At 65.4% G+C, this 22,104-nt stretch carries 14 protein-coding genes and 1 riboswitch; of the genes, 3 read left to right on the top strand and 11 right to left on the bottom strand.

Annotated features, from left to right (window positions below):
- Window positions 1-73 precede the first annotated feature (73 nt).
- The 5 genes from K4043_RS08820 to K4043_RS08800 form a co-directional block, all read right to left on the bottom strand.
- Complete coding sequence (locus K4043_RS08820; RefSeq protein ID WP_265309015.1) at window positions 74-2,989, bottom strand: TonB-dependent receptor; 2,916 nt, start codon at window positions 2,987-2,989, stop codon at window positions 74-76.
- A 141-nt stretch (window positions 2,990-3,130) separates the two neighbouring features.
- Window positions 3,131-4,090: a FecR domain-containing protein gene (locus K4043_RS08815; RefSeq protein ID WP_265309013.1), complete on the bottom strand. Its 960-nt coding sequence runs from the start codon at window positions 4,088-4,090 to the stop codon at window positions 3,131-3,133.
- A 112-nt stretch (window positions 4,091-4,202) separates the two neighbouring features.
- Window positions 4,203-4,703, bottom strand: coding sequence for an RNA polymerase sigma factor (locus K4043_RS08810; RefSeq protein WP_123730866.1), 501 nt, complete (start codon window positions 4,701-4,703; stop codon window positions 4,203-4,205).
- Window positions 4,704-4,823: 120 nt separating this feature from the next.
- The gene (locus tag K4043_RS08805; RefSeq protein ID WP_265309011.1) at window positions 4,824-5,297 is read right to left on the bottom strand and encodes a hypothetical protein; all 474 of its coding nucleotides are present in this window, start codon (window positions 5,295-5,297) and stop codon (window positions 4,824-4,826) included.
- Between the two features lie 37 nt (window positions 5,298-5,334).
- Window positions 5,335-5,826 (bottom strand): hypothetical protein, encoded by a 492-nt coding sequence (locus K4043_RS08800; protein WP_265309009.1) that lies wholly within the window; start codon window positions 5,824-5,826, stop codon window positions 5,335-5,337.
- 223 nt (window positions 5,827-6,049) lie between these two features.
- On the opposite strand from K4043_RS08800, the gene ppa reads away from it, so the two are divergent.
- A complete protein-coding gene (ppa, locus tag K4043_RS08795) occupies window positions 6,050-6,586 on the top strand; it encodes an inorganic diphosphatase (protein ID WP_019183821.1) in 537 nt (178 codons plus the stop codon).
- 154 nt (window positions 6,587-6,740) lie between these two features.
- On the top strand, window positions 6,741-7,862 hold the full coding sequence (locus K4043_RS08790; protein ID WP_123730266.1) for an HDOD domain-containing protein: 1,122 nt from the start codon (window positions 6,741-6,743) through the stop codon (window positions 7,860-7,862).
- A gap of 154 nt (window positions 7,863-8,016) precedes the next feature.
- On the opposite strand, the gene K4043_RS08785 is transcribed toward K4043_RS08790, so the two are convergent.
- From K4043_RS08785 to thiC, 5 genes are all read right to left on the bottom strand, one after another.
- A complete protein-coding gene (locus K4043_RS08785; RefSeq protein WP_123730265.1) occupies window positions 8,017-10,878 on the bottom strand; it encodes a TonB-dependent receptor in 2,862 nt (953 codons plus the stop codon).
- Window positions 10,879-10,946: 68 nt separating this feature from the next.
- Complete coding sequence (locus K4043_RS08780) at window positions 10,947-11,828, bottom strand: helix-turn-helix transcriptional regulator (protein WP_123730264.1); 882 nt, start codon at window positions 11,826-11,828, stop codon at window positions 10,947-10,949.
- 114 nt (window positions 11,829-11,942) lie between these two features.
- On the bottom strand, window positions 11,943-14,276 hold the full coding sequence (locus K4043_RS08775; protein WP_265309007.1) for a winged helix-turn-helix domain-containing protein: 2,334 nt from the start codon (window positions 14,274-14,276) through the stop codon (window positions 11,943-11,945).
- 250 nt (window positions 14,277-14,526) lie between these two features.
- Window positions 14,527-15,204 carry an ion channel gene (locus tag K4043_RS08770; RefSeq protein WP_123730262.1) on the bottom strand — a complete coding sequence of 226 codons (678 nt, stop codon included), beginning with the start codon at window positions 15,202-15,204 and terminating at the stop codon, window positions 14,527-14,529.
- A gap of 97 nt (window positions 15,205-15,301) precedes the next feature.
- On the bottom strand, window positions 15,302-17,179 hold the full coding sequence (gene thiC, locus K4043_RS08765) for a phosphomethylpyrimidine synthase ThiC (protein ID WP_265309005.1): 1,878 nt from the start codon (window positions 17,177-17,179) through the stop codon (window positions 15,302-15,304).
- A 141-nt stretch (window positions 17,180-17,320) separates the two neighbouring features.
- A riboswitch (TPP riboswitch) is annotated at window positions 17,321-17,422 on the bottom strand.
- A gap of 289 nt (window positions 17,423-17,711) precedes the next feature.
- Here thiC and K4043_RS08760 point away from each other — a divergent pair.
- The gene (locus tag K4043_RS08760) at window positions 17,712-19,280 is read left to right on the top strand and encodes a BCCT family transporter (protein ID WP_123730260.1); all 1,569 of its coding nucleotides are present in this window, start codon (window positions 17,712-17,714) and stop codon (window positions 19,278-19,280) included.
- Window positions 19,281-19,910: 630 nt separating this feature from the next.
- On the opposite strand, the gene ggt is transcribed toward K4043_RS08760, so the two are convergent.
- Entirely contained in the window at window positions 19,911-21,629 is a 1,719-nt protein-coding gene (gene ggt / locus K4043_RS08755) for a gamma-glutamyltransferase (RefSeq protein WP_265309003.1), read from the bottom strand.
- Window positions 21,630-22,104: the final 475 nt, after the last annotated feature.

The raw sequence follows: 22,104 nt of genomic DNA, 5'->3' as shown, positions 1-22,104 counted from the left end.
CCGTCCGGCCGCCTGATGCGCCGGCCGGACGCACGCAGCGGCCGGCAATGCCGGCCCCTGTCGTGTCCTGGCATCAGTAGCGGTAGGTCAGCGCCAGCCGCACGGTCCGGCCCGGTGCGGGCATCACGCCCAGCGCCAGCGGATCGAGGTAGTAACGATCGGTCAGGTTGTCCACATTGAGGTCCACCGCGAACTGCTCGCTGGCCTGCCAGCTGGCGAACAGATCCACGATGGTCGCCGGGCGGTACAGCTGCTGGATCGCCGACAGGCCGACATTCCATTCCTTGTCCAGCGTGCTGATCGGGCCGGCGTTGTGGATCACCCGGGTGCCGACGCTGAAACGCTGGTCGAACAGGCGCGAGCCCAGGGTCAGGTTGACGTTGTAGCGCGGCGGGTTCTGGGTGTTGCTGTAGGACCCTTCAAAGCCACCATCCACGCAGTCCGGAGTGTTCTTCAGTTCCTCGATCTTCCGCTGGATCCCGTAGGCGCGGCGCTCGGCGGCGATGTCCGGCGCGCAGGTCTTGGCCTGGATGTAGTAATGCGCGGACAGATCGGCGAACACCGTGCCGCTGTCATAGCTGGACTGGAACTCCACGCCGGAGACCTTGAAACGGTCCACGTTGCGGATCAGGCCGGCCGACAGGGTGCGGTAGTCGCGGGTGATCAGGTCATCGATGCGTGTGTTGAAGTAAGCCAGCTTGAAGCCGGCCTGGTCGCCCTCGGTGAACAGGCTGTGGCGCACCGTGCTCGCGCCGATCTCCCAGGTCCCTGCCCGCTCCGGCCTGAGCTCGCCGGTGGGCTTGGCCGCGGTGAACAGGCCCAGCGTGGTCTCGAACAGGCTGGGCAGTTTCACGCCTTCGGCGTACTTCACGTACACCATGGTGTCTTCGTCGAAGCGGTAGGCGACGCTGGCGCTCGGCATGAAGGCACTGTCGCGGCGACGGATCGGCTGCGACCAGGTCCAGCTGACCGGCACGCTCAGGTCCTGCGTTCGGGTGACATCGTGGAAGTTCCAGCCGGTGATGTCGGCAACCGTGCCCTTCTCATACGGGGAGGCCAGCAACGAGGCCTCGGTGAACTGGCCATTGGCATCGGGATACCAGTTCAGCATCGCGATGCGCTTGGCGCGCCACGCCGGCAGGTTCGGGTTGCCATTGAGCAGCTGGGTGTAGCGGTACTGCCCGATCACGCCGTAGGTGTCCGGCGTGGCCAGGCGGTTGCGGTCGTGCACGTTGACGCGGTTGTAGCGGCCACCGACCACCACTTCCCAATGCTCGTCCGGCTGCCATTTGACCGAGGCCACGGCGCTGTATTCCTTGCGCTCGGCGTTGCGCAGGAAACGGTTGTTCACCAGGTCGTCGTGCATGACCGGCGAGTGCGGGCCGGGGCCGACGTCCTCATCGCTGAAGGACAGACCGTAGTCCAGCGTGAACAGCCCAGCGCCGGTATCCAGATGCGTGGTGTTGCCCACATCGAAGCCGAGCCGGGTCTGGGTCAGCTCATTGCGGTAGGCGTCCTTGTAGCCCGGATCGGTGTTGAACGACGGGCCGTCATACCACTCGGTGCGGCGGTCGAAGTACCACGGGGTGATGCCGGTCAGGCCGTTGTACATGAGGCTGTCGGCGTCGGTGTACCAGAGGTTGGCCTTCAGATCGATCAGCGCGTTGTCCGGGTTGAAGCGGTAGCGCAGGTTGTAGGCGTCCATGTCGACATGGCCCGGATCCCACTGCGGCACGCGGTCGCGGTCCACGCGGATGATCTGCGAGGCCATGATTTCGCCGGCGGTGCCTTCATAGCGGCGGTAGCCGGCTTCCAGCGTCTGGTTGTCGTCGATGCGCCAGGTGCCCTTGAGCAGGAACGACTCCGAGCGCGAGGACGTGTTGAACACCTCGGTATCGGGCGGATTCAACGGCGCCAAGGTACGCCGGGTCTGCGGGAAATCGTCGTAGCCGTGCTTGCCCGAGAAGTAGTTGCCGTTCTCGCGCCATGCGTACGCCGCGACCAGGTCGACGCGATCCCAATGCTTGGCGGTGGCGATGTTGAAGAACTGGCTGCCCAGCGCGCTGCGGTCGGTACGCGGTGCGGCGTCATAGGCGGGCACGTTGTTGGCGCTGGCATTGGCCATGCCGGTGCGCACGCGCAGCCCGGCGTCGCGACCATCACGCAGCACGTCCTCGATCTTCAGCGTTTCCATCTCGACCACGCCGCCGATGCCACCGGAAGCATTGACGCCCAGGCTCGGCCCCTTGGTGATGGTGATGTTGGAGATCAGGTCCGGATCGAGATAGGTGCGCTGCGACTGGCCCGCGTAGCCACGGTAGGTATCCATGGTGGACTGCCCACCGTCGATGATCACCGGGATGCGGCTCTGGCCCTGGAGGCCACGGATGTTCACGTCCAGCGCGTTGGCGGTACGCGGATCACCCGCGGTGACGCCGGCCACACCCTTGACGATGTCCGCGGTGGAGGTGCCGCGGAAGCGCTCGATGGTGGCGCGCGCGATGTAGGCGCTGGACCCCGCCGTGCGGTACACCTCCAGCGCACGTTCGGCGTCGCTGCCGCCCTCGATGCGGTCACCGGCCACGCTCAGCGCGTCAGTAACGATCAGGCCATCGTCGCTGGCTGCCACTGCAGCGCCCTGCAGCGTCACCGCGTCCGGACCGACCTGGCGCAGGCTCAGCCCGCTGCCCTGCAGCAGGCGCAGCAAGGCCGCCTGCGCATCCATCTGCCCGACGACGGCGGCGGACGTCACGCCCTCGGCCAGCGCCGCCGGATAGGCAACCTGCACCCCGGACTGACGCATGTAAGTGCGCAGCGCATCGGACAGCGGCTGGGCGGGAATGTCGAAGCGCAGCGTCACCGCAGCCGGCACCTGGCTGGATTGGGCGAATGCCGGCAGGCTGGGCGCGGCCGCCAGGCCAGCAGTGAGCAGAGCGATGCAGAGACGTGACGGGCGCGGACGATGGCCCGCGCGAGGAGAAATACGCATGGAAAAACCTGTCAGAAGATCAGTGCCGCAGAGGCGGGTCACCCGCACACGGGTGCGGATGCAGCGGACGTACGTGGCGGCGGCGGGTACGTTATGCCGAGTAAGACGAACGAACCGGGCACATCCCCAAGGCCGGTTGCGCTACTGCGCCGGTGCCACGATCGCCACGCCCATCGGCAGGCGGGTGACACTCAGCCCGGCGCTGACGGCCAGTGCATCGAGCGCCTGCTCCGGGCGATCAATGCGGAACGCCGCGTTGACCGCCGGCAAGGCCGACAGATCGCCACGCACAAAGGTGGCACCCGAGCGGTAGCGCGCGATGCGTTGCACCGCCTCATCCACGCTGGCCGTCTCCAGCAGCAGCTCGCCGTCGCGCCAGGCCGCAATGCGGTCCAGGGTGACATCGTCCAGCCGCGTGACCCGGCCGGCTGGCGCAAAGCGTGCACGCTGGCCCGCATCGAGATAGGTCCAGCCGCCTTGTTCAGTGGCCGCAACCCGCACGCGCCCCTGCTCGACCACCGCCTCGACCTGGTCGTTCCAGCGGGACACCGCGAATGCAGTGGAAACATCTTCAACCACGCCGCCCTGCGCTTCCACCTGGAACGGACGGGACGCCTCGTGCGCCACCTCGAACCAGGCCTGGCCACGCAGCAGCGCGATACGGCGCGTATGAGCGTCGTAGTGGACGGCGATGGCGCTGTCGGCATCCAGTACCGCACGGCTGCCATCGGGCAGCGATACCGTCTCGATCGCACGCGTGCTGCGGTGATCGGCCTGCAGCCGCAGCCACGCGTCGGGCGCGACCCACGCCAAGGCCAGCACTGCGGCCGTCGCCACGCTCCACGCGGACCAACGGACCCGCCGTCGACGCGGCACGGCCGCTGCCGCCGCGGGGGGGCGTGGCCCCAGACTGCGCCAGAGCTGCCGTTCGTGTTCGAAGGCATGCCGGTGCCCGGGCTCTCCCAGCCACTGCTCGAAGGCCTGCATCTGCCCCGCATCGGTCGCGCCGGAGGCCAGCCAGGCAATCCAGGCCCGCGCCTGGACAGCGACAGCGTCGGACGGTGACGGGCAGGGAGAGGAAGAAGGTGGGTGCGGGCTCATGGCTGGCGAAGGGTGGCGCAGTCACGCGCGGGCAAGGGAAGGACGCAGTCAACACGTCATTATGATCAAGACGGTCGGCAGACGTGTATCCCCAAGCGGGATATCAGCGCGCTCAGCGCCCCCTGCGTGCCCAGGCCAGTCGCTGCAGTGCGCTGCGCACATGATTCTCCACGGTCGTTACCGACACCCCCTGGCGCTTGGCGACGTCCACCTGGGTCATGCCCTGCAGGCGGTTGAGCCGGAACAGGGTGCGGGTCGGCTCGGGCAGATGCTCGACCGCCTCCAGCACGCGCTGCAGTTCGTCCTGCGCCATGACCTGCTCTTCGGTGGAGAGCACTTCGTCCGGCCCCCACAGGTAATGCTCGGCAAGCAGGCGCGTGCGCCGCGTGCGCTCACGGCCGTGATCGGTGGCCAGATTCGCCGCCAAACGATAGAGGTAGGCGCGGGGATTGCTAATCGGCTGGCCGCTATCCACGCCACGCGCCTTGAACCAGATGGACTGGATCACATCTTCGGCACCGCCGTCACTGCCCAGGATGCGCTGGACCAGGCGCAGCAGCGCCGGGCGCTCGCGGATCAACAGGTCGGTAAGAGTGGTGGCGTTGGAGGACATGGGCCGATGCACGTAGCGGGACCGCAGGAAGACGGCCATCCGTGAGCCGCGGCATGTTACTCCGCAAATGAGAATGAGTCACGTTTAAGTCGTGCAGGATCTCGACGTGACGATGCGCCCTTAGAGGCACGCCGTCAGTCCGTCGTAGATGCTGTCCGGGGTTCCGGGCAACGCCGCATGCAAGGCGTCGTCCTGCTCCAGCGTCTGCAGCAGGACGGGCAGCAGCGTGGTGGCCGCCAGCGGCGCGCGGCAGGCCCACGTCTGGGCGTCCACCGCGATACGGCCCGTCGCAGTGTCCACGCGCGCCGTGCTGCCGGTGAATGTCCACAGGCATTCACCCACACGGCCCGAGGCCGCCTGCACCGAACACCGGAAACGCAGCGGCTGCAGGTTGTGGAACTCGCCTTCGCAGAACGTGTCCCCGCAGATGGCGTCGAAGCCGCGCACCAGCCGCGCCTCCACTGCGCGGAAGCGCTCCCAGCCCTCGGCCTCGCTGGGGTACTCACGTGCATCGACATAGGGACCGGCAGCGTGGCCGGCGGCAATGGCCGTGCAGGTGGCAAGCAGCAGCATGCCCGCAATGAGGGTCTTCATCGGCAGTCTCCAGTGCAGATTGAAAAGGGGTGGCAGGTCAATTGAGGCAGTCGAACAGGGCGTCATGCATCGAGCGGTCCGAGCCAGGCAGTGGTCTGCGCAGCGCGCCGCGGCGTGCCAGGGCCACGTGCAGGGTTTCCACGGGGGTATTGGCCCCGAGTGGCGCAGCGCAGGCCCAGGTACGGCTGTCCGGGACCACCCGGCCGCTGCCAGGCTCCACCTCGAGGTTGCCGGCGCCGACCACAAGCGTGCAGGCCTGGACGATGCCGCTGGCCGCATGGACCGAGCAACGGAACTGCAGCGCGACATGATTGCTGTACGCGCCCTCACAGTAGGTATCACCACAGAGATCGTGGAATTCCCGGATCAGGTGATCCTCCAGATCATAGAAGCGATCCCAGTTGGCCTCCTTGTGCGGGAAGTCGACCAGATCGACATACGGCCCCTCGCGCCCGGCGGCGCTGAAGATGCCGGCCGCCAGCAATGGCAGGGCCAGGGAAAGGGTGGCCAGCGGGGTCATCAGCTTCATCACCAGGCTCCAGACGGGTTGGCTGCCATGATCGTCAGGTCCGCTGACGGCAGATATCGGCGCCAACCCCGCCTCTGTGTGAGCATTTCCAGCAACGGCCCGTGCTCACCTGCCTGCGGCCGGGTCGGTGAAACGCCCTTCGAGCCACCGGCCGCTGCACGGCGGCCGGCAAAGGGCCTAAAATGTCGGACTTTGCGCCCCTACCCCCTCTCGGAGTAAACCCATGGGTCTGGAACTCGTCTCGCCCGGCAAGAACCCGCCGGAAGAAATCAACGTCATCATCGAAATCCCGAAGGATTCCGAGCCGGTGAAGTACGAAGTGGACAAGGAAACCGGCGCGATCTTCGTCGACCGCATCCTCTCCACCCCGATGCGCTACCCCTGCAACTACGGCTACGTGCCGAGCACCCTGTGCGGCGACGGTGACCCGGCCGACGTGCTGGTGGTGCTGCCGCTGCCGCTGGTCCCGGGCTCGGTGGTGCGTTGCCGTCCGGTCGGCGTGCTCAAGATGAGCGACGAGGCCGGCAGCGACGAGAAGATCCTGGCCGTGCCGATCTCCAAGGTGTTCAGTGGCTATGCGCACGTCGAAGACATCGAGCAGGTGTCCAGCCATTGGCTGGAGCGCATCGGCCACTTCTTCGAGCACTACAAGGACCTGGAAAAGGGCAAGTGGGTCAAGCTGGATGGTTGGGGCGGCGCCGCCGAAGCCAAGAAAATCCTGGTTGAAGCGCACCAGCGCTACCTCGGCAACATCGCCTGAGACTGAACCACATCGCTCCGGCACACCGCTGCCGGAGCGATGCGCATCACGTTTTTTCAATGCGGCACATCACTATTCGTGCCGGATTGGGTACATTGCGTCTCTTCACACCGTCCACGGTGGGTTTCACCGTGGTCAGCCAGGGGACCGTGTCGTGCGCATTCTGCTTGTTGGGGACGAAGCCAGCCTGTCGGCTGAGCTGTTGGAATTCATTGCCGATCTTGGGGAAGAGTGGCAACCGCTGACTGCCGTCGATGGCCATAGCGCCATGGGCATCGTGGCCGGCCTGCCGGTCGATGCGGTGATCGTGTGCCCGCAGCTGCCGGATCTCAACGCCACCACGCTGCTCGGCCAGATCCGTACGCTGCGCCCTGAGACCATCCGCATCGCCCTGGTGGACGCCGAACACGGCAACCGCCCGCCACCGGCACGCCTGATCGGCGTGGCCCATCGCTTCCTGCCGATGCCGCTGGCCCCGGAAGTCCTGCTGGAAGCACTGACCAGCCTGGAAGAGCTGCGCGAACTGCTCGACAGCGCGCGACTGCGCAGCGCCATCGGCCGGATCGAGAAGCTGCCCTCCCCGCCCCACCTTTACCTGTCGCTGACCCAGGCGCTGGAACACGACGACGACACCAACACCGCGGACGTGGCCAAGCTGGTCGCAGCCGACCCGGCTATCGCCGCCAAGGTACTGCAGCTGTCCAATTCGGCGTTCTTCAACAATGGCCGGATCATTTCCGACCTGCGCACCGCAGTGACCCGCCTTGGGTTGTCGACCCTGCGCGACCTGGTCCTGGCCAGCGAGGTGTTCTCTGCACCGCCGCTGTCCGGCGCCGAACGCAACTCGCTGCAGCAGCGGGCACTGCTGGCGTCCCGTCTGGCAGCCAAGCTGCTGCCGGAGTCCAGCGCGGAACTGGGTGCCACCGCGGCCCTGCTGGCCGACATCGGCCTGCTGCTGCCGGGCGTACGCAACGAGCGTGGCGAGCCGGCCGATGCCGCTGACGACCGTCCCGGTCACGCCGAGGCCGGTGCCTACCTGCTCGGCCTGTGGGGCCTGCCGATGCCGATCATCGAGGCGGTGGCGTTCCACCTGCAGCCGCAGAAGTCCAACACCCGCAGCTTCTGGGTCACCGGTGCGGTGCACGTGGCGCTGGCGCTGATCAACGGCGACCCGGTCGATGAGGAGTACCTGCAGCGCGCAGGCGTGCTCAACAAGCTGCCACTGTGGCGGGAGCATGCCAATGCACTGATGGGGCTGGTCGCCAGCGACGCCTGAACATTCAACGGGATGTGACGACGATGGCGCGCCCAGGTGGCGCGCCATCGTCGTTTCAGCGGTTCGCTGATCCACACCTGTTGGTGGATCCACAACGAAAAGAGGGCGGACCTTGCGGTCCGCCCTCCTTTGTCTGCACCAATGCTTCGATGGATCAGAAGCGCTGGGTGTACTTCATGTACAGGAAGCGACCGATGTCGAAGCCACCGTAGTAGGCGAAGCTCGAGTTCGGCTGCGTGAACATGATCGGACCCTGCTTGTCGAACAGATTGTTCGCGCCCACCGCGATCGTGGCATCCCACGGCGCGTTGTAGCTGACCTGCAGGTCGTGGAACGTGTTCGAACCCGTCTTGCGGACCGGCATTGCATCGCCGTCGACGTAACGGTCCGGCAGGGTGCACGGACGTGCAGCCACGCAGTCTTCCTTCATGCCCGAGTAGTAACGGGCCATGTAGGACACGCCGAAATCGCCGCGCGACCAGGTGACACCAACGTTCGAGCGGACGCGGAACAGGCCGGCATCGCCAACGCGACCCTGCATGACCGTGTTGCCTTCACCGTTCTGGGTTTCTTCGTCGTACTTGGACAGGTAGCTGGTCTGCCAATCGATGGCGAACTGACCGATGGACAGTTCCGGCAGGCGGTACTTGATACCCAGGTCGTAGCCTTCGGTTTCCATGCGGCCCAGATTGGCCAGGCCGTAGGTCATCGAGTTGATGTGGCCATCGGCTGCGCGGGTGTGGCTGGCGCAACGCGATGCATCACCGGCGACGTAGCACTCACGCAGGATGCGGTCGACGCTGTCAGCGATGATCATGTCGCTGATTTCGTACTTGTACCAATCCAGCGAGATGTCCAGGCCCTGCACCCAACGCGGGCTCCAGACCATACCGAAGGTGGTGCTCTTCGAGGTTTCCGGCTTCAGGTTCTCGTTGGAGCCCGAGATGAACTGGTCCGGGGTGGCGCACGGCGTCGCGGTGCACGGGGTCAGACCCTGGCCCACCTGCGTGTAGCCGACCGGCACGCCAGCGGCGGAGCACGAAGCATTGCCGTTGACGCTGCCCGGCGCGGTGATGCCGCACGGATCGGTGTACGACTCGAAGCTGCTGTTCAGGCCGCCGTACAGATCGTTGATCGACGGCGCGCGGAAGCCTTCGGCGTAGGTGCCGCGGACCAGCAGTTCGTCGATCGGACGCCAGGTGAAGCCGAACTTGGAGTTGATGGTGTCGCCGAAGTTGCTGTAGTCCGAGTAGCGGCTGGCAGCGTTCAGGGTCAGTTCCTTGGCGAACGGCACGTCCGCCAGGATCGGCACGTTCAGTTCGAGGTAGAACTCGTCCAGCTCGTAGTTGCCCTGGGTGGTCTGAGCGCCCAGACCGGTCGACTCACCCGACTGCGCGAACGCGTCCGGCGAGAAGCGGCCTTCTTCCTTACGGTGCTCCACGCCCATCGCGATACCCACTTCGCCGGCCGGCAGCTCGAACAGCGAGCCGGACAGGTTGGCGGTGTAGCTGGTGGTCTTGGTGTAACCGGTGTCGGTGAAGTACGGGAACAGGAAGGCCTGCGTGGCCGCATCGGCCAGCGAGCCCGGGCCTGCGACGCCGTACGGCAGCAGCGGGTTCCACGGACGGCAGCTGCCGACGGCATCACCCGGCGAACCGCACTGCGCAACGCCGTTGGCGTCGATGTACGAAGCACCCAGGGCCTGGCGCGACGCGATCAGGCTCATGTCGCCATGACCGGTCTTGGTCGATTCGTTACGGTTCCACAGCGCACCGACGTCCCAATCCCAGGTCTTGCCGGCGAATTCGAAGTAGCCGCTGACGGTCGGCGCGAAGCGCAGGGTCTTCAGCTGGCTCTCGGTGGTACGCGGCATTTCCCACAGGCGACGACGGAAATCGACGTCTGCACCGGTCGGGTTGAAGGCGCTGTCAGCCGACAGCGGGGTGCCGAAGGCCTGCGACTGGTACGGGTAACCGGCGATCTGCTGGTCCGTGGTGCGCTCGTTGTAGAGCACGTCGGCGTTGAAGGTGATCGAATCGGTCAGATCGTAGTTGCCGTTGACGTACACGGACTTACGCTCGATACCGGTCTGGACCATCATCTGCTGGTTGGCATTGACGCGGTCGGCCGACGTTTCGGCGCGGTAATCAGCACGGTTGGTCGGATCGCCACCTTCGCGCAGGGTGAACCAGCGCTGGTCGGCCGAACCGACGTAACCCGGCTGACCTTCTTCCAGGTCCGGGGTCAGGCAGGGATCGCAGAACGCGCCGTTCTGGTTGATCGGGCTGTTGCCCGAGCCCGGGTAGTTCGGGCCGGCATTGCCGTCACGGCTGAAGAAACGATCCTTCGCCCAGACCGGATCAGCCTTGTAGTACTCGGCGGCCATGGTGACGCCGCCGCGCTCGCCCTGCGAACCCAGGGTGAAGGAGTACTGATTGGTCGAACCGTCGCCCTGGCCGTACTGGCCGAAGTAGACGCTGGCTTCGCCGCCGTCCACACGCTTGCGGGTGATCACGTTGACCACGCCGGCGATGGCGTCGGAGCCGTAGATGGACGATGCACCGTCCTTCAGGATCTCGATGCGCTCGATGGCGGCCATCGGGATCTGGCTCAGGTCCTGCAGACCCGAGGTGGACGCGCCGAGGCGCTTGCCGTTCATCAGCACCAGCGTACGCTGCGCGCCGAGGTTGCGGATGTCGACGTAGTAACCGCCCACGTCCTCGCCCGATGCCAGCGATTCCGAACGCGAGATGGCCGGGGAACCGGCCGAGGTCATGTTCTGCAGCACGTCGGCGACGGAGGTGTAACCCTGCTTTTCCAGGGCTTCACGGGTCATGGTCAGGATCGGCTGCTGCGTCTCCATGTTGGCGCCACGAATGCGCGAACCAGTGACTTCAATGCGATCCAGGTCGGTCGCGCCCTTGGCTTCCTGTGCGGAAGCGAAGGTCGGCGTCAGCGCAAGCGCAATGCCGGCGGGCAGAAGGCCCAGCCGCACTGCGGGAGTACGAAAATTCATTTATCTCTCCGAGGTACGTTAGTAGCGTGTTAAACCGCCTCGGAAAGTTACGATTGCGTTGCAGTTAATTATTTGCGTGATGCAACCAATGGCTTTGCCGAATCTGGCGACAGGTTCGCACCTGCCTCACGGTAGCGTGACGCGGACAGCCCAAAACGTGCTCGAAACGCCCGTGCGAAGCTGCAGCAGTTGTCAAATCCACTGGCCGCGGCAACCTCACCCACCATCATGTCGGTGTCACGCAGCAGATCGGCCGCACGCTCCAGTCGCAGCCGTGCGGAGAGCGATTGCGGACTCTCTGCATACAGGCTCTGGAACGTCTTGGAAAGGTACCAGCTGGAGAAGTTGGTGAGTTCGGCCAGTTCACCGATGCGCACCACGCGGTGGCTGTTGCCTTCCAGATAGAGGCGCGCACGCTGCATGCGGCCGAAGACCTGACGCTTGCGGCTGCGCGAACGGCCCGGGCAGCGCTGCACGCCGGTGGCCATGCCCTGCTGCAGGGCGGCCAGGTGCAGCAGGGCCGGACGCAGGGCCTGCATCGGGCGGTCGCTGTCCAGCGCATCGCGCCACAGGCGCATCGCCACCCGCATCTCACCGCGCGTCATGGTGCCGCGCCCGGCATAGAGGTTGCAGTCGACCAGTTCACCCAGCGCACGCAGGGCATCGGGCGACAGGCTCAGGCCGATGCACAGCCCGTCACGTCCGGCCTGCACCATCGGCTTGGAGTCTTTCTCGAAGGCGATCCACTCGCGCTGGCGCAGGCGGAACTTGCCCTCCTTGGATTCAACCCACGCGCTGCCACGCACCTGCATCCACACCGTGAACGTCGTGCCGGCCGTCTGCAGGCTGCCCAGGCGGGCAACCCCGAGACAACTCGGCAGCACGCCGTCGTCGGCGATCTTGTCCAGGGAGAGAGATTGACCGCGATCGGCCAAGGAGAGCTGACGCATGACTGCACCGTGTGTTTGCCTTTGCTGGCGTGCAGTTTTGCCAAGTCAGGCCACTTCTCTCAGGACGTCTTGGCGAGATTGATCCGAATTCGCCACGACAACCTCACGAAGAACTTACGAAGGATCTTTTCCCTTCATAAACATGAGGTTGGAGAATGCAGGGAAGAACGAGGAGGTCGGCTCGGGCAGGTTCATGATGCCGATGTCGGAGCCGTCGGCCACCGCCAGGGCCACATACACGGCACTGCCGTCCGGGCTGGCGCTGAATCCGTTGCCCGTGCCGAGCCGCTCGGCGTCCAGGCAGGCACCGGTGTCGGTGGTGGCCGCACTGAGTCGCGCGAACGCCGTGGCACAGTCGGCACGATTGGACAGGTAATCGATCTGACCGCTACCCGACACGGCCCATGCCCGATAACGCCACCGCGACGGCTGGTCGTCACGCACCTGGCGGATACTCTGCGGGGTGAGTGCCGCATCGGCCGACCACAGACCACTGGCCGACAGGCGGGTAAACAGCACGCGCTCCCCGGCCACGTCGTAGCGTGCCTGGGAGACACCATCGATGCTGCCCAACAGGCGCCACGGCGTGGTGGTCCGATCAAACAGGGACAGGCGCATCCGCTCATCCTCATCGCGCTCCACCACCAGCATCTGCCCGGGCAGTTGCCCGTACAGCGCCTGCAGCGGCTGCGCTGCCGGCACCGCCAGCCGCACGATCTGATCGTCACGCGGTGAGACTTCGAACACGGCCGGATTGGCATGTTCATCGCGCCCCAGCACCAACAGATGGTGGCTGTCGCGCGACCAGTCCGGAATCTGGCGGGTTTCCGGGCGCAGGCCCTCGATCGGGCGCAGTGATTCGGGACGTTGCAGATCGGCCCACCACAAGGAGTAGCTGCCGGAGCGATTGGAACTGAAGACCAATTGGCGACCATCCGGCGCGATCATCGGCTGCGCATCGCGGCCACCGGAGGCGAACAGCCGTTCGGGCACGCCTGGGCCATCGGCGCCGATAGGCACCTTGAACAAGCCGAACTGCGCACGCCGGTGCATGAAGGCCAACATGTTGTTGCTGCGCGACAACGCCGGTGACTGCGCATCGTCCAGCCCCAGGTCACGCAGCGTATGGGTGCGCGTATCCAGTTCATACAAGCGCGCTTCGCTGTCGACGCGGCGGCCGAACACGATGTGGCGGCTGTCGCTGCGCCAGGCCCAGCCACGGATCTCCGCCGAATCGTTGGTCAGTTGTTCCGGCACCCCACCCCCGGCCGGAATCCGCCACAGATCGCCGACCTGGGGATTGCGCACGAACACGATCCAACGCCCATCCGGCGAATAGCGCGGGGCGTATTCGAAGCTGTCCGGATCCATGTCGTAGTCCAGGGCGCTCCAACTGCCACTGGCCAGGTTGAAGGTACGGATGCCACGGTGCGCGTACTTGCCCGACAGTGAGCCGAACAGCAGGCCGCGGCCGTCCGGCGTCCAATCGAAACTGAGCAGTTCGGTGCCATCGCAACGGGTGACGTGGCGCAGTGCGCCGCCGGTGGCACTGGCGATGAGGACTTCACAGCTGCCGTCCGGACCGAACCGCGCGAAGGCGATATCACGGCCATTGGGCGACCAGTTGGGGAACCGGTCCGAGTAGGTATCCGGGGTATCCATCAGCACCCGCGCCGGCGCATTGCCCGAGGTCTGGACCTTGATGACGTTGCCTTCGCGCGACGGCATGCCGGCTTCGTAGGCAACCTGCGAACCATCCGGAGACAAGGTGGGGTACGTTTCAAAGCCGGCCGAGGCGGTGATCAGGCGATAGGGCCGTTCCGGGCTGCCGATCACGCGCGTGCCGTCTTCCACCGCCGCTTCCACCGCCGTTGCAGGCCGCTCGCGCTGCACCAGCAGGGCGGCCATGACCAGCAGCGCGATCATCATCGTCAGGCCGATCGCCAGCAGCACATACCGGCGGATGCGGCGCCAGCGCCGGCGCATCGGGCTGGCGACGCGCTTGGCGGGAACACCGGTGACGGGGCGAGGTGCACCGTCGTCGCTGATGACGTCCGCGCCCGTCTCTTCCGCGTCGGCCAGGCCGCGCGCCTCGTCGACCACGCTCACGGGTACCAGCAGGCGGTAACCGGTCTTGGCGATGGTCTCGATGTAGGTGGTGCCGGCGTCTTCGTCAGTGGCGAAGGCTTTGCGCAACTGGGTGACGGCCTGGGTCAGCACGTCATTGGTCGGCAGCGTATCGGGCCACACCTCGGCGAACAGTTCATCGCGCGTCACCACGGTACCGGGCGAGCGCATCAGCGCCTTCAAGACACCCAGTGCCTTCGGAGTGAGACGACGCGGGCGACGCACGCCCACCACCATGACTTCCCGGGAGGAAAGTACTACGGTGCAATCGCCGATTCGGACTACATCGGCGGCGGGGCGCTCACTGTCGTTGTTGATCATTCCGGTGACACGAGTGAATGCAGGACTACTGGAACGCAGCATTCATCACAATCGACACCGATCGAACGAACCGCCAGATTCCGCACAAACCATCAGCGCAAAGCGCAAAACAACTGAAGGCCGCGAATACTAGCCTATGTGGGTTAACCGCAGCTGTGCGTGCGGCCAACATCAGGCTCTCTCTCGCCGACGAAATTACATAAACTGATTCAGTATTCGCGCCTTCGGGCGCGAATTTTTTATGTGCGATTCAGTTTTGTATGCGCCGGATCATGGTCAATCCGACCAGGCGCGAAACCACCAATGCGACGTACATCACGCCTGCAAACTGCTCCAGCATGACCAATGCCCGCGCCTGCGGATGGACAGGAATCACATCACTGAGTCCCACCCCGGACAGCAAGCTGAAGCTGAGATAAAGCAACTCCATCCAGGTACGCAGTTCTGTCTCGCTGGTGGCCATGAAACTGCCGGGATACCACTGTTGGCACACCGAGAAGGCGAAGGCGAAGGCCCACGCCAGCAGCGTGAAGGTCGCGCCCGCGGCGAACAGCTCGTCACGGGTCACCTTGTGGTCCTGGAGCATGTAGGCGATCAGGCTGCCGGCCGTATACAGATACAGCAGGCATTCGAGCAGCTGCGCGGTGGTGACCAGCGCCGGGCGATCCAACAGGGCGCCGGCGATGGAGAACACCACCGAGGGGATCGCCAGCAGCAATGCCACCCACATCCCGAGCGGGCTGCGTCGGACCACCCACAAGGCCAGGCCGAGCACGGCGATGCCGAACGCACCAAACAGCGCGCGACTGGCGCCGGCCTCATCCATCGCCGGGTACAACAACACGCCGAGCAGTTGTACGGCCAACAGCCAGGCAGAGGGATGCCGGCGCGCGATGGCCAGCCATTTGGTGCTGCGTGCTATCGCCATCGTCGTCCCCGCCCCTGCCTGGTCGCGCCGAGCTTAGCTGGAATCACGCCGCCGACGGATGATGGCCGTGGCGGCGCGCCCCGCCACGGCCGGTGCCTTACTCCTGGCGATACACCTGCGCCCCGAGATCCCGGAACTGCGCGGACTTCTCGGCCATGCCGGCCTCCAACGCCTGCTGCGCATCCAGGCCCTGCCCCGCCGCATAGTCACGCACATCCTGGGTGATCTTCATCGAACAGAAGTGCGGGCCGCACATCGAGCAGAAGTGGGCGAGCTTGTGCGCATCCTTGGGCAGCGTCTCGTCATGGAATTCCTTGGCCTTCTCCGGATCCAGCCCAAGGTGGAACTGGTCCTCCCACCGGAATTCAAAACGCGCCTTGCTCAACGCGTTGTCGCGGACCTGCGCGCCGGGGTGGCCCTTGGCCAGGTCCGAGGCGTGCGCAGCAATGCGGTAGGCCATGATGCCGTCGCGTACGTCCTGGCGGTTGGGCAAGCCCAGGTGTTCCTTCGGGGTGACATAGCAGAGCATCGCCGTGCCGTACCAGCCGATCATGGCCGCACCGATCGCACTGGTGATGTGGTCGTAGCCCGGCGCGATATCGGTGGTCAGCGGGCCCAACGTATAGAACGGCGCTTCACCGCACTCGCGCAGCTGCTTGTCCATGTTTTCCTTGATCAGCTGCATCGGCACGTGGCCGGGGCCTTCGATCATGGTCTGCACATCATGCTTCCACGCGATCTTCGTCAGCTCGCCCAGCGTCTCGAGCTCGCCGAACTGCGCGGCATCGTTGGCATCGGCGATACAGCCCGGGCGCAGGCCGTCGCCCAGCGAGAAGGTCACGTCGTAGGCCTTCATGATCTCGCAGATGTCCTCGAAGTGCGTGTAGAGGAAGTTCTCCTTGTGATGGGCCAGGCACCACTTGGCCATGATCGAGCCACCACGCGAGACGATGCCGGTCACGCGCTTGGCGGTCAGCGGCACGTAGCGCAGCAGCACGCCGGCGTGGATGGTGAAATAGTCCACGCCCTGCTCGGCCTGCTCGATCAGCGTGTCGCGGAAGATCGCCCAGTTCAGTTCCTCGGCACGGCCATCGACCTTCTCCAGGGCCTGGTAGATCGGCACGGTGCCGATCGCCACCGGCGAGTTGCGCAGGATCCACTCGCGCGTTTCATGGATGTGCTTGCCGGTGGACAGGTCCATCACGGTATCGCCGCCCCAGCGGATCGCCCAGACCAGCTTTTCCACCTCTTCGGCAATGCCCGAGGACACCGCGCTGTTGCCGATGTTGGCGTTGATCTTGGTCAGGAAGTTGCGACCGATGATCATCGGCTCGCTTTCCGGGTGGTTGATGTTGTTGGGCAGCACAGCGCGGCCACGCGCGATCTCATCGCGGACGAACTCGGGAGTGATGATCCCGGGGATCGAGGCACCAAAGGACTCGCCGGGATGCTGCTTCAGCAGTGCGGCGTCGCGGATCGCATCGAGGCGCTGGTTCTCGCGGATCGCCACGAACTCCATCTCCGGCGTGATGATGCCGCGGCGCGCGTAGTGCATCTGGGTGACGTTGGCGCCTGCCCGTGCACGGCGTGGCTGCAACCGCGAGGGGAAGCGCACCGCATCCAGGCGGGCATCGGTTTCACGCGAGCGTCCGAATGCGGAGCTCAACCCATCCAGTACCTCGGTATCGTCGCGCTCGGCCACCCAGGCGGCGCGCAGCGCAGGCAGGCCGGCGGAGAGATCGATAGCGACAGCCGGGTCGGTGTACGGGCCAGAGGTGTCGTAGACGGTGACCGGCGCATTCTCTTCGCCGCCGAACAAGGTGGGCGTGCGGGTCAGCGTGATCTCGCGCATCGGCACCTGCAGGTCGCTGCGCGAGCCCTGCACGTGGATCTTGTGCGAGCCGGGAATCGGTCGCGTGACCGATTCGGAGAGTTGCTGGGCCTGTTGCTGCAGGGCGGAGAGATGTGCGTTCATCGAGGCATCGTCCTAGGTTCAATCCCCGCACAGGGACTGTGCGGTTCTATGCGAGGGATTCGCATGGGAGGGACGAAACGGCGGCGCTCGACGGACGGATTGCGGGCGGTCTCCGGGCGCGGTGGCCCTACGGCGCAATGCATCTGCAGATGCGAAGCTTCCCTACGCCGGTATCAACCGGATCAGGTTCGAAGGGACTGTCTCAACCTTGGCCACTGGGCCGCGGTACCCCCGCTTCGGGGCGAATTAGAGCACAAAGCGACGCCCACGGGCGCACGGCCAGGCCCCAGAGTGACGTGATCGGCCTTTGCATGTGAACGGAGCACCCACACGCCATGCACTACCATGCTGCAGCGCGGTATGCGGTGCGGTCAGGGGTAGCCTCCCGATCGTGCGCACACCTCGCTCTGCTCGACGCCATTGACGTCCGTACTGACCGGCCTCGACCGGCTTGATCCGCCCCAGTCGTTGCCGTTGTGCCGCTGGAGATTGCAAGCCTCGGCTCGCCCCTACTGATCGGAGACACGCCTGCATGGTGTTCCGCATTTCCATCGCACTGGTCGCACTGCTGGTGCTGATCGCCGGCCTCGCGCCGGGCCCTTTCAACGAGGTTGTCCAGAGCGGCCTGTCCACCATCATCCGCAGTACCGGCTGGCTGTATCTGCTGGTGGTGTTCATCACGCTGTCGTTCCTGATGTACCTGGCCTTCGGCCGCTTCGGTTCGCTGCGCATCGGCGGCGAGGATGCCGAGCCTGATTTTTCCAATGCGAGCTGGATGTCGATGCTGTTCGCCGCTGGCATGGGCATCGGCCTGGTGTTCTGGGGCGCGGCCGAACCGATCTCGCACTTCGTGAAGCCGCCCGAGGGACTGGCGCCGCAGAGCATGGAGGCGGCACGCGCGTCGATGCGTTATGCCTTCTTCCATTGGGGCCTGCATCCGTGGGCCATCTATGCGCTGATCGGCCTGGCGATGGCCTGGTTCCAGTTCAACCGCAACGGCCGCGGGCTGATCAGCGATCTGCTGCAGCCGATCATCGGCGCCCGGCATCGCGGCTGGATGGGCACCGTCGTCAACGTCGCCGCCGTGGTCGCCACGGCGATCGGCGTGGCCACGACGCTGGGCTTCGGCACGATCCAGATCGCTGCCGGCCTCGAGCGCGTGTTCGGCATCCAGGCCTCGGTGCCGGTGCAGCTGACCATCATCGCGGTGGCGTTCGTGCTGTACATGGCCTCCACCACCAGCGGCGTGCACCGCGGCATCAAGTGGTTGTCAAATTTCAATCTCGGTCTGGCGGCGTTGCTGCTCGCGCTGATCCTCGTGCTGGGACCGACCGGTTTCATCTTCGATACGTTCACCACCACGATCGGCTCGTACCTCAATTCACTGGTGACGATGAGCCTGCGCATGTCCCCATTCTCGGGCAGCACGTGGGTGGCGGACTGGACGATCTTCTACTGGGCGTGGTGGATCGCGTGGGCGCCGTTCGTGGGCTCGTTCATCGCACGCGTCTCGCGTGGGCGGAGCATCCGCGAGTTCGTGCTGGGCGTGGTGATCGCGCCGAGCGTGCTGGGCTTCCTGTGGTTCTCGGTATTCGGTGGCACGGCGCTGTGGTCGCAGATCTTCGGCCACGTGGATCTGGCGCAGGCGCTGGGCAATGGCTACGAGACGGTGCTGTTCACGATGTTCGACAGCCTGCCGATGCCGACGGTGCTGTCGGTGATCGCGCTGGTGCTGTTGATGATCTTCTTCGTGACCTCGGCCGATTCGGCAGTGCTGGTGCTGGCGACGATGTCGACGGAGGAATCCGGTGATCCGCCCCTGGCGCGCCGGATGGTGTGGGGCGTGGCGATTGCGTTGATCGCGGGCGTGCTCTTGTTGGCCGGCGGTCTCAATGCGCTGCAGGGGATGATCACGATCGCCGCGTTGCCGTTTGCGTTGTTGATGCTGGCGGTGATGTGGTCGTTGTACCGGGTACTCGATATGGAGCATGCGCTGCAGCGGCGCCGTGCGCAGCGCGCGCGGCGGTTGATGGACGAGTGGATCGAGCGGGAGATCGCGGCGCAGGAAGAGACGCGCGATGAGGCGGCTCGGGCGCCTTAGGGTGGTCGGGTTGGTCGCTTAGAGCGGCACGCTTCCCGGGCTATCGGTGGGCGGGCCGGGACGGGTGGGTTGGCGGGACACGCCGTGAATCCGTCCATGGAGGCTCATGTCGCGCCATCCATGGCGCTCATGGTCCCGACAACCCACCCGCCCCGTCCCGCTCACAGTTTTAAGGTGGTTCTGGTAAAGCCGCCGAGCAGTGCTAGACAAGGCGCGCCCGACTCACAGTGTCAGAGTTCCAACGCGCAGCGTAGCCAAAGCTCGACACAGTCGACGTTCCGCGCACTGCGCTTGGGGTAATTCAGGCAACGCAGCCGAGCAACGCTCGGCACAGCAGCGTGCACCCGACGCATCGGATCATCGTTGAGGAAAAAGGAGCCACGCACGGCGTGGCTCTACCGCTTTTGCCATGCGCACCGACCCACTGTGGGTGGGTCGGCCTGGGTGAGTTGGCGGGACTATGAGCCGCATGGATGCGGCGACATGAGCCTCCATGGACGGATTCACGGCGTGTCCCGCAAACCCACCCAGGCCGGCCCACTACCCGCAGCCCCAGAGCGTCCTGCTCTACGCTCTGCTGTGCTCTGCGCTTCTGCCGACCAACGGTCGGCACTACGGAGCACGAGAGAATCAGTACCCCGCCGCCTGCCCATCCTTTCGGCTTTCCGACGCCCCGTAATACACACCGGACTCGGGATCCCGCAGGATCGCCTGATACCCACCGTACGGACCATCCGCGAACACCACCCGGTGACCCTTGCGCATCAACGCGCGCACCGTCTCATACGGGAAGCCGGTTTCCAGATTCACCTCGCCGCCATCGCTCATCGCCGTCGCCTGCCCGGTCGGCTCGGTCGAGCCCTCATGCTGGATGCGCGGCGCATCGCCGGCTTCCTGCAGATTCATCCCGAAGTCGACCATGTTCATCACGATCTGCGCATGGCCCTGCGGCTGCATCGCACCACCCATCACACCGAAGCTCATCCACGGCTTGCCGTCCTTGGTGACGAAGCCCGGGATGATGGTCTGGAACGGGCGCTTGCCCGGCGCATAACCGTTCGGGTGATCCTTGCGCAGCACGAACATCTCGCCGCGGTCCTGCAGGATGAAGCCCAGGCCCGGAGGCGCCATGCCGCTGCCCATGCCCCGGTAATTGGACTGGATCAGCGAGACCATCATGCCGTCCGCATCGGCCACGGTCAGGTAGATCGTGTCGCCTTCCTTCAATTGCTTCGGCGTCCCCGGCTGCACTTCACTCAGCGCCTTGTCCATCGAGATCAGCGTGCGGCGCTCGGCGGCGTAGCCTTTGGAGATCAGCGTATCGACCGGGGCCGGGTGGAACGCCGGGTCGGTGTAAAAGCGCGCGCGGTCGGCGAAGGCCAGCTTCTTGGCTTCCACGAACAGGTGCACATGCTCGGGCGAGCCGAAGGGGATGTTGGAGAAATCGTACCCTTCCAGCACGTTGAGGATCTGCAGCGCGGCGATGCCCTGGCTGTTCGGCGGCAGTTCCCATACGTCATAGCCACGGTAGTTGCTGCTGACCGGCTCCACCCACTCGCCGTGATGGCTGGCCATGTCCTCATAGCTCAGGTAGCCGCCATTGGCCTTGAAGTAGGTGCCGATGGTGCGGGCGATCTCGCCTTTGTAGAAGGCATCGCGGCCGCCCTGGGCGATCTGCTCCAGCGTGTGGGCCAGGTTCGGGTTCTTCCACATCTCGCCCTTGCGCGGGGCATGGCCGTTGATCGTGAACTGCTCGGTGAAACCGGGGTACTTGGACAGCCGCGGGACCGACCGGTCCCAGTAGTAGGCGATGACCTCGGCGACCGGGTGGCCCTCGCGGGCGTAGCGGATGGCGGGCGCGAGGTTGTCGGCCATCGGCTTGCGGCCGAAGCGGTCGTGCAGGGCGAACCAGCCATCCACCGCGCCAGGCACCGAGACCGGCAGCGGGCCGGTCGCCGGGATCTCCTTCAGGCCGCGGCGTTGGAACTCGGCCAGGGTCAGCGACTTCGGCGAGCGGCCCGAGCCGTTGTAGCCATACAGCTTCTCGGTTTTGGGGTCCCACACGATCGCGAACAGATCACCGCCCACGCCGTTGCCGGTGGGTTCCATCAAACCGAGGGCGGCATTGGCCGCGATCGCGGCGTCCACGGCCGAGCCGCCGGACTTCATCACGTCCAGGGCGATCTGGGTGGCCAGGGGCTGGGAGGTGGCGGCCATCGCGTGCGGGGCGATCACCTCCGAGCGGGTGGCGAAGGTGTGGCCGGTGATCCGGTCGGCGGCGATGGCGGCGGCCGGCAGCGTACACAGGACGGCGGCGGCGAGCAGGCCGCGGGCAAGGCGTGAGGACACGGGGTGGTTCCTGAGAGGGGGTAGCAAGCTGATGGTGGCGGCAGATGCTGCCGGAGGACATCCCACTATGGTCATGCACCTCGCACAAATCCGCCCCGAATCCGCGCAATCTCGCCCGGCAAAATGCTGAATTCCGGTTCACCGGAACGCTTTCAGCCGCAACCATCCTTGTACGGCGGGGCCTTGCGGTGGATGCAGGCGAAACCGATGGAAATTGTCTTTCCAGGGTTGACACCGCCAAAACCCGTGTGGTTTTCTCAATCTCATGTTGCAGCGCACAGCCACCCGCGAATCCATCGAGCACGCCGACCACGGCGCGGCCTCCATCCATTCGCTTCTCGTCCTCGTACTTATTACCCAACCAACAGGTGCGGGACGGACCGGCGTGTAAGCAAGACTGCCAGGTATCCATCAAAACCCGCACCCGACCAGGTGCGGGTTTTTTCGTTTCAGAACCCGTCGATTTCCATCCTCC

Origin of the sequence: Stenotrophomonas sp. SRS1, from assembly GCF_026130205.1 — a bacterium.
Lineage (GTDB): Bacteria > Pseudomonadota > Gammaproteobacteria > Xanthomonadales > Xanthomonadaceae > Stenotrophomonas > Stenotrophomonas rhizophila_B.
The sequence above is the reverse complement of the archived record's forward strand: the minus strand, read 5'-3'. Positions and strand labels throughout refer to the sequence as shown.

Coding starts and splice junctions, on each gene's coding strand:
- ppa (WP_019183821.1), top strand. CDS start 6,050: ATGGGTCTGGAACTCGTCTCGCCCGGCAAGAACCCGCCGGAAGAAATC.
- K4043_RS08775 (WP_265309007.1), bottom strand. CDS start 14,276: ATGATCAACAACGACAGTGAGCGCCCCGCCGCCGATGTAGTCCGAATC.
- K4043_RS08815 (WP_265309013.1), bottom strand. CDS start 4,090: ATGAGCCCGCACCCACCTTCTTCCTCTCCCTGCCCGTCACCGTCCGAC.
- K4043_RS08800 (WP_265309009.1), bottom strand. CDS start 5,826: ATGAAGCTGATGACCCCGCTGGCCACCCTTTCCCTGGCCCTGCCATTG.
- K4043_RS08785 (WP_123730265.1), bottom strand. CDS start 10,878: ATGAATTTTCGTACTCCCGCAGTGCGGCTGGGCCTTCTGCCCGCCGGC.
- K4043_RS08805 (WP_265309011.1), bottom strand. CDS start 5,297: ATGAAGACCCTCATTGCGGGCATGCTGCTGCTTGCCACCTGCACGGCC.
- K4043_RS08780 (WP_123730264.1), bottom strand. CDS start 11,828: ATGCGTCAGCTCTCCTTGGCCGATCGCGGTCAATCTCTCTCCCTGGAC.
- K4043_RS08760 (WP_123730260.1), top strand. CDS start 17,712: ATGGTGTTCCGCATTTCCATCGCACTGGTCGCACTGCTGGTGCTGATC.
- K4043_RS08770 (WP_123730262.1), bottom strand. CDS start 15,204: ATGGCGATAGCACGCAGCACCAAATGGCTGGCCATCGCGCGCCGGCAT.
- K4043_RS08810 (WP_123730866.1), bottom strand. CDS start 4,703: ATGTCCTCCAACGCCACCACTCTTACCGACCTGTTGATCCGCGAGCGC.
- K4043_RS08820 (WP_265309015.1), bottom strand. CDS start 2,989: ATGCGTATTTCTCCTCGCGCGGGCCATCGTCCGCGCCCGTCACGTCTC.
- thiC (WP_265309005.1), bottom strand. CDS start 17,179: ATGAACGCACATCTCTCCGCCCTGCAGCAACAGGCCCAGCAACTCTCC.